Origin of the sequence: Pseudomonas sp. MWU12-2345 (assembly GCF_023242385.1) — a bacterium.
Lineage (GTDB): Bacteria > Pseudomonadota > Gammaproteobacteria > Pseudomonadales > Pseudomonadaceae > Aquipseudomonas > Aquipseudomonas gingeri_D.
Genome location: NZ_JALLJA010000001.1, coordinates 1,171,643 through 1,187,318, shown reverse-complemented (window position 1 = coordinate 1,187,318; position 15,676 = coordinate 1,171,643). Strand labels below are relative to the sequence as shown.

General features: G+C 63.8%; 13 protein-coding genes. 3 read left to right on the top strand and 10 right to left on the bottom strand.

The window, feature by feature from the left end; all coding sequences use genetic code 11:
* Positions 1 to 174: 174 nt before the first annotated feature.
* The 8 genes from M5C71_RS04980 to M5C71_RS04945 all read right to left on the bottom strand — a co-directional run bounded on the left by M5C71_RS04980 (position 175) and on the right by M5C71_RS04945 (position 10,207).
* A complete protein-coding gene (locus M5C71_RS04980; RefSeq protein WP_248767360.1) occupies positions 175 to 1,854 on the bottom strand; it encodes an APC family permease in 1,680 nt (559 codons plus the stop codon).
* Between the two features lie 74 nt (positions 1,855 to 1,928).
* Complete coding sequence (locus M5C71_RS04975) at positions 1,929 to 4,271, bottom strand: aminomethyltransferase family protein (RefSeq protein ID WP_248767359.1); 2,343 nt, start codon at positions 4,269 to 4,271, stop codon at positions 1,929 to 1,931.
* Between the two features lie 15 nt (positions 4,272 to 4,286).
* Positions 4,287 to 5,654 (bottom strand): NAD(P)/FAD-dependent oxidoreductase, encoded by a 1,368-nt coding sequence (locus M5C71_RS04970; protein ID WP_248767358.1) that lies wholly within the window; start codon positions 5,652 to 5,654, stop codon positions 4,287 to 4,289.
* A 30-nt stretch (positions 5,655 to 5,684) separates the two neighbouring features.
* The gene (gene purU / locus M5C71_RS04965; RefSeq protein WP_177098740.1) at positions 5,685 to 6,551 is read right to left on the bottom strand and encodes a formyltetrahydrofolate deformylase; all 867 of its coding nucleotides are present in this window, start codon (positions 6,549 to 6,551) and stop codon (positions 5,685 to 5,687) included.
* An 18-nt stretch (positions 6,552 to 6,569) separates the two neighbouring features.
* On the bottom strand, positions 6,570 to 7,700 hold the full coding sequence (locus M5C71_RS04960) for an aminomethyltransferase family protein (RefSeq protein WP_103499801.1): 1,131 nt from the start codon (positions 7,698 to 7,700) through the stop codon (positions 6,570 to 6,572).
* Between the two features lie 36 nt (positions 7,701 to 7,736).
* Positions 7,737 to 8,753 (bottom strand): DUF3445 domain-containing protein, encoded by a 1,017-nt coding sequence (locus M5C71_RS04955; RefSeq protein ID WP_248767357.1) that lies wholly within the window; start codon positions 8,751 to 8,753, stop codon positions 7,737 to 7,739.
* Between the two features lie 9 nt (positions 8,754 to 8,762).
* Entirely contained in the window at positions 8,763 to 9,698 is a 936-nt protein-coding gene (locus M5C71_RS04950; protein ID WP_248767356.1) for a PDR/VanB family oxidoreductase, read from the bottom strand.
* The gene (locus M5C71_RS04945; RefSeq protein ID WP_248767355.1) at positions 9,695 to 10,207 is read right to left on the bottom strand and encodes a dimethylamine monooxygenase subunit DmmA family protein; all 513 of its coding nucleotides are present in this window, start codon (positions 10,205 to 10,207) and stop codon (positions 9,695 to 9,697) included. Before M5C71_RS04945 ends, M5C71_RS04950 begins: the two co-directional genes overlap by 4 nt.
* A gap of 220 nt (positions 10,208 to 10,427) precedes the next feature.
* On the opposite strand from M5C71_RS04945, the gene M5C71_RS04940 reads away from it, so the two are divergent.
* The 3 genes from M5C71_RS04940 to M5C71_RS04930 are packed head-to-tail and all read left to right on the top strand — an operon-like array spanning position 10,428 to position 12,917.
* Positions 10,428 to 11,531 carry an ATP-binding protein gene (locus tag M5C71_RS04940; RefSeq protein ID WP_247263226.1) on the top strand — a complete coding sequence of 368 codons (1,104 nt, stop codon included), beginning with the start codon at positions 10,428 to 10,430 and terminating at the stop codon, positions 11,529 to 11,531.
* A complete protein-coding gene (locus M5C71_RS04935; protein ID WP_177098734.1) occupies positions 11,500 to 12,159 on the top strand; it encodes a response regulator in 660 nt (219 codons plus the stop codon). Before M5C71_RS04940 ends, M5C71_RS04935 begins: the two co-directional genes overlap by 32 nt.
* A 2-nt stretch (positions 12,160 to 12,161) precedes the next feature.
* Positions 12,162 to 12,917, top strand: a complete 756-nt coding sequence (locus M5C71_RS04930; RefSeq protein WP_103499795.1) for a PAS domain-containing protein — start codon at positions 12,162 to 12,164, stop codon at positions 12,915 to 12,917.
* A 61-nt stretch (positions 12,918 to 12,978) separates the two neighbouring features.
* Here M5C71_RS04930 and M5C71_RS04925 read toward each other — a convergent pair whose 3' ends face one another.
* Both M5C71_RS04925 and M5C71_RS04920 read right to left on the bottom strand, forming a co-directional pair.
* The gene (locus M5C71_RS04925) at positions 12,979 to 14,022 is read right to left on the bottom strand and encodes an LLM class flavin-dependent oxidoreductase (RefSeq protein ID WP_248746130.1); all 1,044 of its coding nucleotides are present in this window, start codon (positions 14,020 to 14,022) and stop codon (positions 12,979 to 12,981) included.
* A gap of 117 nt (positions 14,023 to 14,139) precedes the next feature.
* On the bottom strand, positions 14,140 to 14,625 hold the full coding sequence (locus M5C71_RS04920; RefSeq protein WP_248767354.1) for a flavin reductase family protein: 486 nt from the start codon (positions 14,623 to 14,625) through the stop codon (positions 14,140 to 14,142).
* Positions 14,626 to 15,676: the final 1,051 nt, after the last annotated feature.

Here is a 15,676-nt window from a genome sequence, read left to right as displayed (position 1 = left end):
TGGGGGACTTGAAGACACCGCCAAACCTGTAGGAGCCAGCTTGCTGGCGATAGCGGCCGATCAGGCGATGCAAGGCTCACTGGCCCCATCGCCAGCAAGCCGGCTCCTACAGGGATCGGGTTCAGCCTGGACGGCTGGTAGCGCCAGCCAGGTCATTGGGGTTCTTCAGGTCGGTCAGGCCACCAGCCGGTGGCAGAAATATACCACCAGCACGCCGGCGAGCAGTGTGACATAAGGCAGCATACCCGCGCGCTTGAGTCCGGCATCGGCCTGGATATGCAGGTCGGTCAGCATCGCTTCCGGGAAACGGCCCTTGTCCTGCCAGTAATGGCGCACGACAAACACCGGAATGATCAGCAGCGCCAGTAACAGGCCGGTGAACAGCGTACCGGCGCCCCAGATATCCGCGCCCATTCCCATGCAAGCCAGATTGACGAAGCTCAGCACCCCGCCGGCCGCCAGCAACAGGGTCGGTGCCTTGTACGGACGGGCCCAGTCCGGGCGGTCCAGGCGGTGGATCCAGCCGGCGTTGAGGTTGAGGAAGTTGAAGATGATGTAGCTGACATTCGACGCCGCGAGGACGAACACATAGTCGGACATCAGCAACAGCAGCATATTGAACGTCAGGTCGGTCCACATCGCCGCCGTCGGCGCGCCGTGTTCGTTGGTCCGCCCCAGGTACCTGGGCAACCAGCCGTCCACCGAGGCCTGGTACAGGGTGCGCGAAGAGCCGGACATCGAGGTCATGATCGCCAGCAGCGTGGCCAGTATCAGCATGATCAGCACGATATTGGCCACCAGCTTGCCGCCGCCGATGCTGTCGGCCATGACCTGGCCGACGCCCATGCCGCTGTAGATCGCCGGCGACAGCAGGCCGCTGTAGACGGCGGGAGTGACCACCGTGCCGCTGGCATCGAGCACCGCCGGCGTCACCAGTTGACCGAGCCCGAGGCTGCCCTGGAAAGCCAGCGGCACCAGGGTGAACACCAGGATGCAGAGCAGGCCCGCGTAGAAGATCGCCTTGAAGGTGTCGCGCTTGGGGTCCTTGAATTCCCGTGTATAGCACACGGCGGTCTCGAAGCCGTAGGTCGACCAGGCGGCCATGAACAGGCCGCCGGCCATCAGCGACCAGCCGGAAATATCCCAGGGCCCGTCGATCACCTGTCCGGCGGCGTCGTGGGCCAGGGGGAACAACGGCAGGAAGTTGACCCGCGCCGCGTCGCCGGTAAGCAGCGGCACCACACCTACCAGCAGCAGCGGAATCAGCGAAGTGGCGCCCAGCACCAGGGTCAGTCGCGCCGAACGCAGGATGCCGCCGTGCTGCACGGCGAACACTCCCAGCAGGATCAGCAGGCCAATACCGAAGGTGGCGTTGATGCGCAGCGACAGGCCGCTCTTGACCCAGCCCAGGTCAAGCAGGGTGAACTGCCAGGTGTTGATCAGTGCGTCCGCCGGAAACAGCGCGGTGAGGATATAGCCGGCGGCCAGTCCCGAACCGATGGCCAGCACCGGCGACCAGGCCAGCCAGTTGCACCACACCGACACCGGGGCGATCAGCTTGCTGTAGCGGACCCAGGCGATGGCGCCGTAGACCGAGGCGCCGCCGGACTTGTGCGGAAACAGCCCGGCGATTTCGGCATAGGTGAAGGCCTGGATAAAACCGAACAGGATCGACACGATCCAGACGATCCAGGCCGGTTTGCCCACGGTGGCGGCAATCGCGCCAATGGAGAACAGCACCAGCGCGGGCACGCCGCTGGCGACCCAGAAGGCGCCGCGCCAATCGATCTTGCGGTGCAGGCTGCCGACCGCGGCGGTGGCCGGCGGTACGGTCTCGAACGTCGTCGCTTCCATCTTTGTATTCCCATGTCTGAGTGGAGGGGCGTTGGGCAGTCAAAGTCAGTTGGCGTAACCGTTCGTTATTCCTATCAACTGCGCACCCGGCTCTTGTCCGGGTCGTAGAAGATTGCGGGCGTGACCGTGGCGCTGATGCGCTTCTGCAGGCCATCGACCTTGCCGACCTCAAGCTCCATGCCAATCTCGGCGCAGGCCACATCGACGCGACAGAGGGCGATATTGCTGCCCAGCAGTGGCGAGCGACAGGCGCTGGTGATGACTCCTACCCGGGCCCGACCGCGATAGACCGCATCGCCATGGTGGGCACCTTCATTGCCGCTCAGTTGCAGGCCCACCAGCTTGTGGCTGGGATGGGCGCTGCGCCGCAGCAGCGCGTCGCGACCGATGAAGTCGTCGGTCTTGCTCTTGAGCGGCACGCTGAAACCGATCCCGGCTTCAAATGGATCGGTCTGGTCGCTGAACTCGTAGCCGGCAAAGATCAGCCCGGCTTCGATGCGCAGCATGTCCAGGGCTTCCAAGCCCAGGGGGACGATGCCCAGGGGCTGGCCCAACTGCCAGATCCGGTCCCAGACCCGCCCGGCGTCCTCGGGCTGGCACCAGACCTCATAGCCCAGCTCGCCGGTGTAGCCGGTGCGGGAAATCATCAGCGGGCAACCGTCGTAGCCGTCCAGGCGCCCCACCAGGAAGCGGAACCAGCCGAGGCTTTCCAGGTCCGGCTGGGTCGGTGGGGTCCAGACCATCTGCTTGAGCAGTTCGCGGCTCAGCGGACCCTGGACCGACAGGTTGTGGATCTGCTCGCTGGCGGACTTGACCCAGACCTTCATGCCCAGCTTCGCCGCCTGTTCCCGCAGCCAGGTGCCGGCATAGTCCTCGCCGCAGATCCAACGGAAATTATCCGGCCCCAGGCGCAGCAGGGTGCCGTCGTCGAGCATGCCGCCGTGCTCGTGGCACATCGCCGAATACACCACCTGGCCGACCGCCAGGCGCCGCACGTCGCGGGTCAGGCAGTACTGCAACAGGGCTTCGGCGTCCGGGCCGAGGATCTCGAACTTGCGCAGGGCCGTCAGGTCCATCACCGCCACGCGCTCGCGGCAGCCGAGGTATTCGTCGATGGCACCGAAACCGTCGTAGCGCAGGGGCAGCCACCAGTTGCGGTAGTCGGTGAAGCTGCCGGTCAGGCCGCTGGTGCGGCTGTGGAAGCCCGATTCACGGGTCAGGATCGGGTCGGCGTCCGCCGTGGTTCGAGTGCTCATGGCGATGGAAAAACGCTCCTGTTCGCTGTAGACGCGGATATGGATGTCGGTCGGGTTCCAGCCGTTGGCCGGGTCGATATCGTCGGGGCACGATGAGCTGCCGCAGACCAGGTCGTTCATGGCCTTGAGCAGTACATAGTCGCCGGGGCGCGACCAGGGTTCGTCGAGGGTCATCTGCTGGTGGGCGTCGATCGCGGTGTTGAAGAAGAAGTTGATCGCCGGCCAGCCGGCGCGCGCTTTTACGCCATGGGGGGCGAGGGCGCGGCTGAGGTTGTCGCTGCAGTTGTCGTGCCCGAAATAGCCCTGGCTTTCGTAATAACGGGCGGCGCAGGCGAGGGCGAAAGCGTCGTGACGGCCCACGGTGTCGCGCACCACTTCGAGCATGGGCTGAAACTGCCGGTCGAAGAACTTCGAGAACAGCCCGGGCGCCGGGTAGGCACTGCCGTTCAAGGTGCGGGTGACGGTCTGGTCGAGGTCCAGTTCCTGACCGCGCTCCAGCGCCCGGCGGTCGAAGGCGACAAAGTCCGAGCATTGCCGGCCGGCGACATCCAGCACCTGGATATATTGGCCCTTGGCGACGGTGTAGCCGCGGGCGCTGCCGGCGCGCACGGTGAACTCGTCCACCAGTTCGCCCAAGGGTTCCGGCAGTTCGGGCAGCCACAGCGGCGACGGGTTGGCCCGCTCGACCACCAGGCGAAGTTCGCTGGGCCGGTATTGCCGGTCGACGGCGTGGGGGCTGGCGGGGGCGGCCACCAGCACCAGCAGCGGATCACTGGCGACAAAGCGGCGGCTGTGCCCGGCTGCGCTGTCGTCGCCCCAGAGTGAGGCGGCGCGGGGCAGTGAGCGGAGATCGATACCGCGTTTGTGCAAGGCCTGGAGAATGCGTCGGCTGTGCAGGCTCGGCTCAGCCAATTGCCCGGCGATAAACTCGCCGCCCGGCGTGGCGGCCAGTGCCCATTGTGCCAGGGCGCTGTGGCCGTTCGCCGCGAGGGCCAGCAGCTCGCAGGATTGCAGGCCTTCGACGTCGATCACCTGCAAGGTGTCGCCGGGCTCCAGGGCCACCAGGCTGACGCCGCCGGCGGCCACCCGATAACGTTCCTGCGCCGGCGCCCGGGCAAACAGCCCGGGCTCCCGGGGATGCGAAACACGTGGTGCGTTCATGCTGCGACTCCCCTGTCAGCCAACCGACTGGATCGAGGTGGGCGGTTCGCCGAGGTAGGCGGCCATGGAGTCGTCCAGCGCGTGCAGCCAGGGTGTGTGATGGGGCGGCGACTGGGTGCCGGTCATCAGCGAACGGTAGGACTTGTCGCGATAACCCATGATGTTTTCGGCCTTGTCGTGCTTCCAGTGCAGGAAGGTGTCGTTGACCGCTGCGATGTCGAAATCGGGGTAGTCGGTGGCGTCCACCAGTTGCTGGATATAGGCGCCCTGGTACTCGAACATCTGCTGGTTGGTTTCCAGGGTCTGCTCGCGTGCGTGCCATTGCCGGCTGTCGGCGACCATCTCGGCGTGAGACGGCAAGGCGATGCGCCCGAGGATGACGTCGCGGGCATACCAGGCCTGGGCGTCGAACATGTTGAAGGAGTACCACTGGTCCTGCATGCCGAGGTAGATCATCCGTGGGTTGGGCTCCCAGAACACGCCCTTGTACAGGTTCATCGGCCACAGGCGATTGTCGGTCTTGAGGCAGAGTTCGTCCGGCAGGAACGGGAAGTGATGCTTGTAGCCGGTGCAGAGGATCACCGCGTCGATGTGCTTGCTGCTGCCGTCGGCAAAATAGGCGCGGTTGTTTTCCAGGCGTTGCAGCAGCGGTTTTTCCTCCCAGTTGACCGGCCATTGGTAGCCCATCGGCGCGCTGCGGTAGCAACTGGTGATGCTCCGGGCGCCGTATTTGTAGCACTGCGAGCCAATGTCCTCGGCCGAATAGCTGCTGCCGACGATCAGCAGGTCCTTGCCCTTGAATTCCAGGGCCTCGCGAAAGTCATGGGCGTGCAGGATGCGTCCGGCGAACTGCTCGAAACCCTCGAAGTACGGGACCTTGGGCGTGGAGAAGTGGCCGCAGGCATTGATCACGTAGTCGAAGCTTTCCTCGGTCTGAAGATCCTGGTTGTAGTCATGGGCCTGGACAGTGAAGCGGCCGCTGTCGGCGTCGAAGCTGACCTGGCGCACCACATTGTTGAAGCGAATGTACTGGCGCACCCCGGCTTTTTCCACGCGGCCCTTGATGTAGTCCCAGAGCACTTCCCGCGGCGGGTAGGAACCGATGGGTCGGCCGAAATGCTCTTCGAAGGTGTAGTCGGCGAACTCCAGGCACTCCTTGGGGCCGTTCGACCACAGGTAGCGGTACATGCTGCCGTGCACCGGTTCGCCGTTTTCGTCCAGGCCGGTGCGCCAGGTGTAGTTCCACATGCCGCCCCAGTCGCTCTGCTTTTCGTAGCAGACCAGTTCCGGGATCTCGGCGCCTTTGTCACGGGCCGACTGGAAGGCTCGCAGTTGCGCCATGCCGCAAGGGCCGGCGCCGATGATTGCCACGCGTAAAGTCATGATCGTGCCTCGTAATGATGGGGTCGGCGCTCAGCGAAAGATCACTGTCTTGTCCTGGTTGATGAAGACCCGGTGTTCCAGGTGATATTTCAGGGCCTTGGAAAGCGCGACGGTTTCGGTGTCGCGGCCGATGGCGACCAGGGAATCGGGCCGGTGGGTGTGGTCGACCCGCTGGATCTCCTGCTCGATGATCGGGCCCTCGTCCAGGTCGCTGGTGACGTAGTGGGCGGTGGCGCCGATCAGCTTCACGCCACGGTCGTAGGCCTGGTGATAGGGCTTGGCACCCTTGAACCCCGGCAGGAACGAGTGGTGGATATTGATCGCCCGGCCTGACAGCTTGCGGCACAGGTCGTCGGAGAGGATCTGCATGTAGCGGGCAAGCACCACCAGGTCGGTGCGGGTTTCCTCGACGATGCGCAGCAGCTCGGCTTCCTGCCCGGCCTTGGTGTCCTTGGTGATCGGCAGGTAGATGAAGCGGATGCCCTCGCGCTCGGCCATCGGCCGCAGGTCCAGGTGGTTGGAGACCACGGCGGTGATGGTCATGTCCATCTCGCCCTTGCGGTGGCGATAGAGCAGGTCGGTCAGGCAATGGTCGAACTTGCTGACCATCAGCAGCACTCGCGTCGGTTCGGCGCCGCTGAACAGCTCCCACTGCATGTCGAAGCCGCCGGCCAGGCCACCGAGGCCTTCGCGCAGTGCGCCGACGTCGGCGCTCGAACCTTTGTTGAAGCGGAACACCGCGCGCATGAAGAAACGCCCGGTGAACTCATCGTCGAACTGCGCCAGCTCGCTGATGTAGCAGTTCTGCCCGGCCAGGCAGGAGGTGACCGCCGCGACGATGCCGGAGGTGGCCGGGCAGGTGATCTTGAGAATGTAGTGTGGCTCTGGATGGTCCATGGAAACTCCCGGGGTGGCTCAGCCCTTGGCGGTGCGTTTGGTTTTCTGCGGATCGTCGAAGGGCAGCGCGTGGCTGACGGCGCCGGTTTCCAGGCTGCCGCGCACTTGCAGGGCGATACCGGGCACGGAGCAGGCGACGTTCATGCGGGCGATGGCCATGGAGCGTTTGCTCAAGCGCGAATACATGCCGCAGGTGACCACGCCGACCTGTTGGCCGCCTTGCCAGAGGGTGTCGCCGGCCTCGGCGGCGCGGACGCCGTCCAGCAGCAGGCCAGTGATCTTGAAGCGCTCGCGGCCTTGCAGGCGGCGGTGTTCCTCGGCGCCGCGGAAGTCGCGCTTTTCCGGCGAGACGGTGAACTCCAGGCCCATTTCCCAGAGGGTGTCGCCGGGCTTCTCGTCGGCGAAGGGATACATCTGCGAGTTGTCGTAGGGAAAGAACATCAGCGAACTTTCCACCCGCAACCAGTCCAGGGCGGTAAAGGCGCAGGGAATGATGCCCAGGCTCGCGCCCTGTTCCAGGATCTGGTCCCAGAGCAAGGGCGCATCGGCGGCCTTGCAGAAGATTTCGTAGCCGCGCTCGCCGGTATAGCCGGTGCGCGAGATCATCACCGGGCGCTCGAACAGCCGGGTCTGCAGGTGGTGGAAGTAGGGCAGCTGGCGAATGCCGGGCACGTGCTCGGCAAGAAAATCCACCGCCAGCGGGCCTTGCAGCGACAGGTCGTGGAGATCGTCGTCGAACAGCACCGCGACCTGCCGGCCCTGGGCCGAACGCACCAGCATTTCATGGCCGCTGCCGGCACCATGGACCACCATGAAGGCGTTGGGGCCGGTGCGGTAGACGATGCAGTCGTCGACGAACTTGCCTTCCTCGTCGAGCATCGAGGCGTACACCGATTTGCCCGGATACAGCTTGCTGATGTCCCGGGTGGTTGCCCATTGCAGCAGGCTCTCGGCGTGAGGGCCGACGTAATGGACTTTTTTCAGCCCGGACACGTCCATCAGCCCGGCCCGGGTGCGGATCGCTTCGTGGTGATCGGCGAGGTCGCTGGCGTAGGTCCAGGCGGTGCCCATGCCGTTCCAGTCTTCCAGGTTCGAGCCGAGTGCGCGGTGGCGCTCGGCGAGTGCGGAAATGCGCCATGAATGAGCCATATGCAGGTCCTTGTCGGTCAAAGAGTGGGTAAGGGGTCAGGCGTCGGGGTCGCAGCGGCTCAGCCACTTGACCAGGGTCTCTCGGTAGCGGGTCATGCCCTTGTAGTCGGCGATCGGCTCCGGCAGGTCGCGCAGCACGCGGTGCAGGCGGCAGCCCCAGCCGGGCTGGCTGACCAGTTCGTCGAGGCTGATCAGGTAGGTGCGGATGCTGAACATCAGGCCGTTGCTGCGGGGCAGGCGCGCCATCAGTTGCAGTTCGACCCGCAGGTGCACCAGGCGACCGGCGTTTTCGGCGGTGACACTGCCGCGGTCGGCGCCCCATTCGTGGAAGGTTTCCGGCGAGGAGTCCAGGCGCGGATTGATAGTCAGCGTCCAGTTCAGGCGCCGCACCGGCTGGCCCACCGGGACATTGAGCAGGTATTTCAGGGCCCGCTCGAAGATGCCCATCTGGTGGGCCATGGGCACCGGCGAATGCCATTGCTTGAAGCTCATGCCGGCATCGAAGGCCAGCGACCAGTCCGCCGGGCTGGTGACCATGCCGGCGTCCATGAACAGGTCGCCGTCGCGCTGGTCGAGCAGGGCGAAATCGCCCTGGACCTGGCGGGTGATGAACTCCAGCGGTTCGCACGGCAAGGTCGTGGCGTCGCCGAAGATAAAGCGCTGGTCGATCGCCAGGGCCTTGTTGCGCCAGTGCCAGTTCAAGCCGTCGCAGTCGAGTTCGAACCACTGCGGATAATCGGCGGCGAGCTTTTCCATCAGCATTTCCAGGGCGTCCCAGGCGGCTTCCTGCATATGCGGCATTACCAGGTAGCGGCGTGGGTCCTGGTCCAGGACCCGGGCGCGTTCGGCCATTTCCGAGCGGTAGTGCTCGTCGATATCGAACCAGTGTTCGTAGATCGAGCCGGGGTCCTTCGAGTTCGCCGGTTCGATATTCACCGAATAGAGGTAACTGTCCTCGCTGAAGGGGAACGGAAAGCGCTGGATGGCCTTGGGGCTGTTGCGGAAGCTGAAGGGCTCCCGGTAGGTCTGGAGTGGGCTGAATTGAACGGACATGGTCGACTCCTAGAGATCTAGCAAAACCCGCGGGCCGCAACCGCGGGACACGCAGGGCATAAGGAACTCGGCCTGTTCGGCACGGCTCAGGAAGCTGTCGCGGTGTTCGATTTCGCCGTGCAGATGGCGGGTCATGCACTGGCCGCAGACCCCGCCACGACACAGGCTGGGTGGCGCGATACCGACGCTTTCCAGGGCTTCGAGCAGGCTCTGTCCGGCGCTGACCTGAAGGCGGCGGCCGCTGCGGGCCAGTTCCAGTTCGAAGGGCCGGCCGGGCTGCGCGGCGCTGAAGGCTTCCCAGTGCACGCGGCTGGCGGGCCAACCGAGGCGGCTTGCGGTTTCCCGTACCGCATCGAGCAGGCGCTGCGGACCGCAGGTGTAGACATGGCTGCCCAGGGGCCGGCCGCGCAGGATCGTCGACAGGTCGCAAGGTGTGCCGGCGGCGTAACGATGCAGGCGCGGCCCCAGGCGTTCCTGCAACTCGTCGAGATAGGCATCGGTCAGGCCCGGCCGGTAGAGGTAGTGCAACTCGACATCCGCCTGCCGCCGTTGCAGGGCGTCGAGATAGGCCATGAACGGGGTGATGCCGATGCCGCCGGCAATCAGGATGTGTAGTCGCGCGGTCGAGTGCGGGGCAAACAGATTGGCTGGCGGCGAGAGGATCAGGGTGTCGCCGACTTCGACCTGTTGGTGCAGGTAGCGCGAGCCGCCTCGCGATGTCTCTTGCAGGCGCACGGCGATACGGTAGTGACGGTGATCGGACGGGTCGCCGGTCAGCGAGTAGGCGTTGCGCAGGGTCCGTTCGCCCAGGGGCAGGTGAACTTGCACGTGGCTGCCCGAAGAGAAGCCCGGCAAGGTGCCGGTGCAAGGCTCCAGGGTGAATTCACGGACCAGGGGCGTGAGCAGGCGCGCCGCGCTGACCCTGACTTGCAACGGCGTGCTCATGGGTGGGCTCCGGCGTAGGGGCGGTCGGCGTCGTCGCAGACCCCGAGGTAGGCCCCCAGGCGTCTGGAAAAGTGCGCACGGACACTCAGTTGCACCTGGCAACCGATGCAGTTGAAACGGTCCGCCACGCCGGCGGCCTGGGTCAGTCCGCAATGCACGCAATAGACCCGGCGGCTGCCGGGGGCCGAGAGGATCATGTCGATTTCGTCGTCGTGCAGCCCGGCGTTGCGGGCCTGGCCATGGACCAGCCAGATAAAGGCTTCGTCGCCGAGGATGTACAGGTGACAGCCGACGCTGGCATCCGCCAGCACGCCAGTGAGCTGCAAGGGAAAATCCCTGCCCTGGGCATTCAGCAGCAGCGGCTGGTCGAGCCCTTCGACAAAGGCCGCGCCGGCTGCCGTCGACTGCATGACGACGATGTGCCGGCGTGCCGCCTCGCGGGGCATCGGTTCCCGGTAGACGGGGAGGCTGTGAAGCCGGTCGGGGGCGGCGCTGGGTCTATCCATCATGGTGATTTTCCTGGCTGACTTGTTTCTTGCTGGGGAAGATAGTTTCCCAGAAGGAATTTCCACTCAATCTGGAAAAAGCAGTACCTCTTTGGAGATAGCCCGTCGTTATTGGGCGGCGGGGCATGGAAGTTGCTCAGCAGTGGTCAGGGCGGAGCAACCGGACGGGGAGTCATCGACAGTGCGAACACGACCACAGTGGTGGGTCCGCTGGTTTCAGCGCGTGAGCCCCGGGCAAGTCCGCCAGGTGCGCGGGCTGCTGGCCGAGTTGCCGCTGTGCCTGATGCACGCTGACGGTGCCTGGCCACGGCTGCTGGACCGTTTCGAAGCACTGCTGCCCGGTTACCGCCTGAACCTGATACTCGGTGACGAGGACCTGGGCCCGGCCCGTAAACAATTGACCAGCCTGTGCCACGGCGAAGCCAACTGCCCCTGGCGCGGCGGTGTGGTGAGCGAGTTGCCGCAGCCCTGCACGGCGTGTCGCCGGCACGGTACGCACCGCCTGCTCTGTGCCTTGCCGGAGGTGGGTAGCGCGCAGCGCGGCCTGTTGTTGCTCGATGCACCGGGCCCGGTCGGCCGTACCTTGCGCCAGTTGCTGGAGGAGGCGGCGCGGGCGGTCGGGGTCACGGTGCAACTGCTGCGGCACAAGCGCGAGCAGCAGCGCAAACACGCCACTTCCCAGCACGGCGCCCTGGCCCGGGAGCTCCATGACTCGGTGGCCCAGCAGTTGGGCTATCTGTCATTCCAGGCGCGGCTGATGCAGTCGCGCATGGGCGAGCCGGCCCAGGCGGATGCGTCGCTGGGGGAGCTGCGCAGCGGCCTGAGCCAGTTGCAGCGCCAGGTCCGCGAGCTGATCACCAGTGCCCGCCTGACCATGGACGGGCGTTCGCTGCGCCAGGCCCTGGCGGACTCGGTGGCGGAGTTTTCCCGGCGTTGCATCATTGTCTTCGAACTGGACAACCGCCTGGCCGACGATGCCCTGAACCCGGAAACCGAATTGCAGATCCTGCAGATCATCCGCGAGGCCCTGGCCAACGCGGTGCGCCATTCCCATGCGCGGCACGTGCGTATCGAACTGCGCCAGACCCAGGAGGGCGAGGTCTCGGTCGCGGTGGAGGATGACGGCATCGGGCTGAGCCAGGCCTGTGGCGAAGACAACCATTTCGGCCTGGAAATCATTCGTGAGCGGGCCAGCAGCATCGGCGCACGACTCTCCATCGAACCGATCCGGCCCCACGGTGTGCGCGTGCACCTTGGCCTTTCCCGCCACCCAGACGATCCCCAGGGGAGTTTCAATGGACTGCACGACCTTATTGTTGATCGATGATCATCCGCTGTTCCGCAAGGGGCTGGCGCAGTTGTTCGCCGCCAGTGAGGATTTCGAAGTGGTGGGCCAGGCGGCCAGTGGGCGGGAAGGTATCAACCTGGCGTTGAGCCTGGCGCCGCAACAGGTCCTGCTGGATCTGCACATGCCCGGCCTCAGCGGTTTGCAGGTACTCGACGAGTTGCGCCAGTTGCGCCTCGGCTGCCAGATCGTGGTGCTGACCGCGTCGATGGACCGTGGCGAGTTGCTCGCCGCGCTGCGCCTGGGCGCCAATGGTTATGTGCTCAAGGAGACCGAGCCCGATGCGTTGCTGGCCTATATGCGCAACTGCAACAAGGGCGCGATTGTCCTCGACGACACCCTGGTCTCGCTGCTGGCCGGGCAGGGTGAGTCCACCCCGGCGCCACACCGGGCGGACCCCGGCGGCCTGACCGAGCGCGAAGGCCAGACGCTGGCGCTGATTGCCGCCGGCATGAGCAACAAGCAGATCGCCCGGGAATTGGGGATCAGCGACGGAACGGTAAAGATCTACGTGAAGAATCTCCTGCAGAAGTTGAGCCTGCACTCACGCCTGGAACTGGCGGCGTGGGTGCACAACGTCGGTAGCGGGCGACCAGAGGAGCGTCATTAGCCATGGACAAGCGTGGATCACTGTTGGAATCGCTGTTGAACGAGCCGGCCGAAACGGCACTGGACCGCTTCCCGGTGGCCCTGCTGGAGCTGGGCGACGATGCGCGGATCGCCCGCTTCAATAGCGCCTGGGTCGCCTTGATGGACCGGCCGCAGGCCCAGCGCCCGCTGATCGACTACGTGCACCAGGAGGACCGTCCGTTATGGCGGCAGGCGCTCCACGAGTTGCGCCGCCGCCCCGAGACCGCGTTCAGTCAGCGCTTGCGTTTTGTGCACCCGTCGGGGGAGTTGCGCTGGTTCGAGGTCAATCTCAAGCGCAATGCCGACGGCTTTTGCCTGGCAGTCGGTGATGTCACCGCGCACAAGCGTCGGGAAATTGCCTTGCAGGCCAGTCAACGCAGCACCTTGAGCCTGCTGGACAGCATGCCCGGACTGATTTATCGCGGACGCAACAATCGGGATTGGACGATGGAGTTTGTCAGTGCCGGCTGCCTGCAACTGACCGGCTATCCGGCCCAGCGCCTGGTGGACAACCATGACTTCACCTACAACAGCCTGATTCATCCGCAGGATGCCGATTACGTCTGGCGAGCGGTGCAATATGCCTTGTCGCGGCAGGAGGCGTTCGAACTCAACTACCGGATCCGCTGTGCCGACCATTCGATCAAGGCCGTGTGGGAGAAGGGCGTGGGGATCTATTCGGACAATCGCGAGGTGCTGGGGATCGAGGGGGCGATTTTCGAACGCAAGGTGCCATGATCCCGAGCGGGTCACGGCGATGCGGGAGCAACCGGTCGGTGCTCCCGCGGTCTGGCGAGGCTCAACGGAAGGCCGGCACCACCTGTTGGATAAACAGCTCCAGCGATTTCTTTTTCTCGGCGTGGGGCAGACTGTTGTCACACCAGAAGCTGAACTCGTCGACCCCCAGTTCCTGGTAATAGCGGATCCGCTCGATCACTTCCTGCGGGGTGCCGATCATGGTGTTCTTGCGGATATTCTCCAGGGCGAATTCCGGCCGTTCGGCAAACTTTTCTTCCGGGCTCGGCGCCAGGAAACCGTTGACCGGCACCTGCTTGTTGCCGAACCAGGCGTCGAAGGTCCGATAGAACTTCGAGATCGCCGTGGCCCCGACTTTCCAGCCTTCGGGATCGTCGACCGCATGCACGTGGGTGTGGCGCAGCACCATCAGTTGCGGGCGCGGCACCTCGGGATTGTTGTCCAGCGCGGCCTGGAACTTGTTCTTCAGGTCCAGCACTTCCTCGTCGCCCTTCATCAATGGCGTGACCATCACGTTGCAGCCATTGGCCACGGCGAAGTTGTGGGAGTCCGGGTCGCGGGCGGCGATCCACATCGGCGGGTTGGGCTTCTGGATCGGCTTGGGCACGCTGGTGGAGGTGGGGAATTTCCAGATATCGCCGTCATGGGCGTAGTCGCCTTGCCACAGGGCGCGCACCACCGGAACCATTTCCCGCAGTGCCTGGCCACCCGAGGAGGCGGGCATGCCGCCGGCCATGCGGTCGAACTCCACCTGATAGGCGCCACGGGCCAGGCCGACTTCCATCCGGCCATTGCTGATCACGTCCAGCAGGGCGCATTCCCCGGCGACCCGCAACGGATGCCAGAACGGCGCGATGATGGTGCCGGCGCCCAGGTGAATGGTGCTGGTCTTGGCCGCGAGATACGCCAGCAGCGGCATCGGGCTCGGCGAAATGGTGTATTCCATGGCGTGGTGTTCGCCGATCCATACGGTGCTGAAGCCGCCGGCCTCGGCCATCAGGGTCAGTTCGCTGAGGTCTTCGAACAATTGGCGGTGGCTGACACTTTCGTCCCAACGCTCCATATGGATGAAGAGGGAAAACTTCATGACGCTTACCTCGGGTCTTTTGTTGTTGGCCGGCAGGTCTGTCTGCTGATTTATTGGTATACCATAATACTGTTTATTGCCCTTAAGCAAGGACCGCCTGTGCAGTGTTGTACTGGCTCAGGCGAGAACGGGCAGGGTGCCCATCTTGCCGTGGCAGTAGATCATCGGCCCGGCGTCCTGGCGCGGCACGATCAGGTTCTTCACCGCGCCGACCATGATCGCGTGGTCGCCCCCTTCATACTCGCGCCACAGTTCGCATTCGATGATGGCGCTGGCATTGGGCAATAGCGGGTTGCCCAGTTCGCTCAAGGTCCACTGGATGCCCTGGGCCTTGTCCTTGCCTTTGCGGGCGAAGGCATAGGCCTCGCTTTGCTGGCCGCCGGACAGCACATGAATGGCAAAACGCTTGTTTTTGATCAGCACCGGATAGGAGTCGGAGCTGTAGTTGGGGCAGAACAGCACCAGGGCCGGGTCCATGGACAGGGAACTGAAGGCGCTGGCGGTCAGGCCCACCACCTGGCCGTCGTCATCCAGGGTGGTGATCACGGTGACTCCGGACGGGAACGAGCCCATGACTTGTTTGTAGATGGCGGCATCGATCATGGGGCGGTCCTCGGGTGGCTGGAGCTGCTTTTTGTAGGATTTAAGTATTATGGTATACCGTAATACAATGCATGCAAGAGCTTTTTTTGCCGGTGTATTGGCTCGATACAGTCTGCCGGTGTGAAACGGCTCCACTTTTCCCGAGGTGCCGTTTAGAGTCTGTGCTTTTGGGGGAGGGCGACAGGCTTTCCCCTGACTGCTTAGGGAAGAGAGTCATGCAGCTTTTTGATCGTGGTTCCGTGCCACCGCCGAGTTTTTTGCAAAGTCGGGAGGCCGTTGCCAGCAGGCAAGCGCTGGCAGATTACTTTCTTATGGACCCGGTGAAGAGAGCGCAGACTCGCACCCCGGGACTTGATCTCAATCTGGATCATGAGTCTGTTCATACCAGCCTTGGACGGCTTTTCCGAGGCAAGTGTGCGTTCTGTGAAAGCATGACCCGCAACTTTCCTTACCGATTTCGCCCAAGTACCGGGGCAATCTCCACACAGAAAACACCAGATGACCATTTGTATTACATCTGGCTCAGCAATGCTTGGGAGAATATCTATTCGATTTGTCAGGGCTGTGTGCCTGAACGCCTGGATTACTTTCCTGTTTTAGGGCGGCGCGCGCCATTGCCTAGGAAACACCAACTTCTGAATTATGTGGCAGAAAACCTAGGTTTATGGCGCGACTTTCCGTTGCAAGAGCGGCACGACTTACTGGATCCCTGTGAGCAAAGTAACGTTGAAGCCTTTCCTTATGCTGACCTCACTGGGAGGCTATTTGCGTCGAAGCTGCGCACACAGGCAACTATTGATCATTTCAAGCTCAATCGGAGCGAGTTGATTGAGCGGCGCAGAAGCGTGCTTGGAGCGTATTTTGATGAGCTGATCAATCATACGATTCGGATGATGCGTCTCGCCGACCCTGAATCTTTGTCGATATTTAACTTTGCGGAGTTAGAGTTCGGCGGTCTTTGGTACCAGCTATGTCGTCGAATTGCTCAGGAACTGGCGCCCGTCAAATCGAAACGTTTATCTCTGTCACGTGGGGATATTTTGGCAAACTT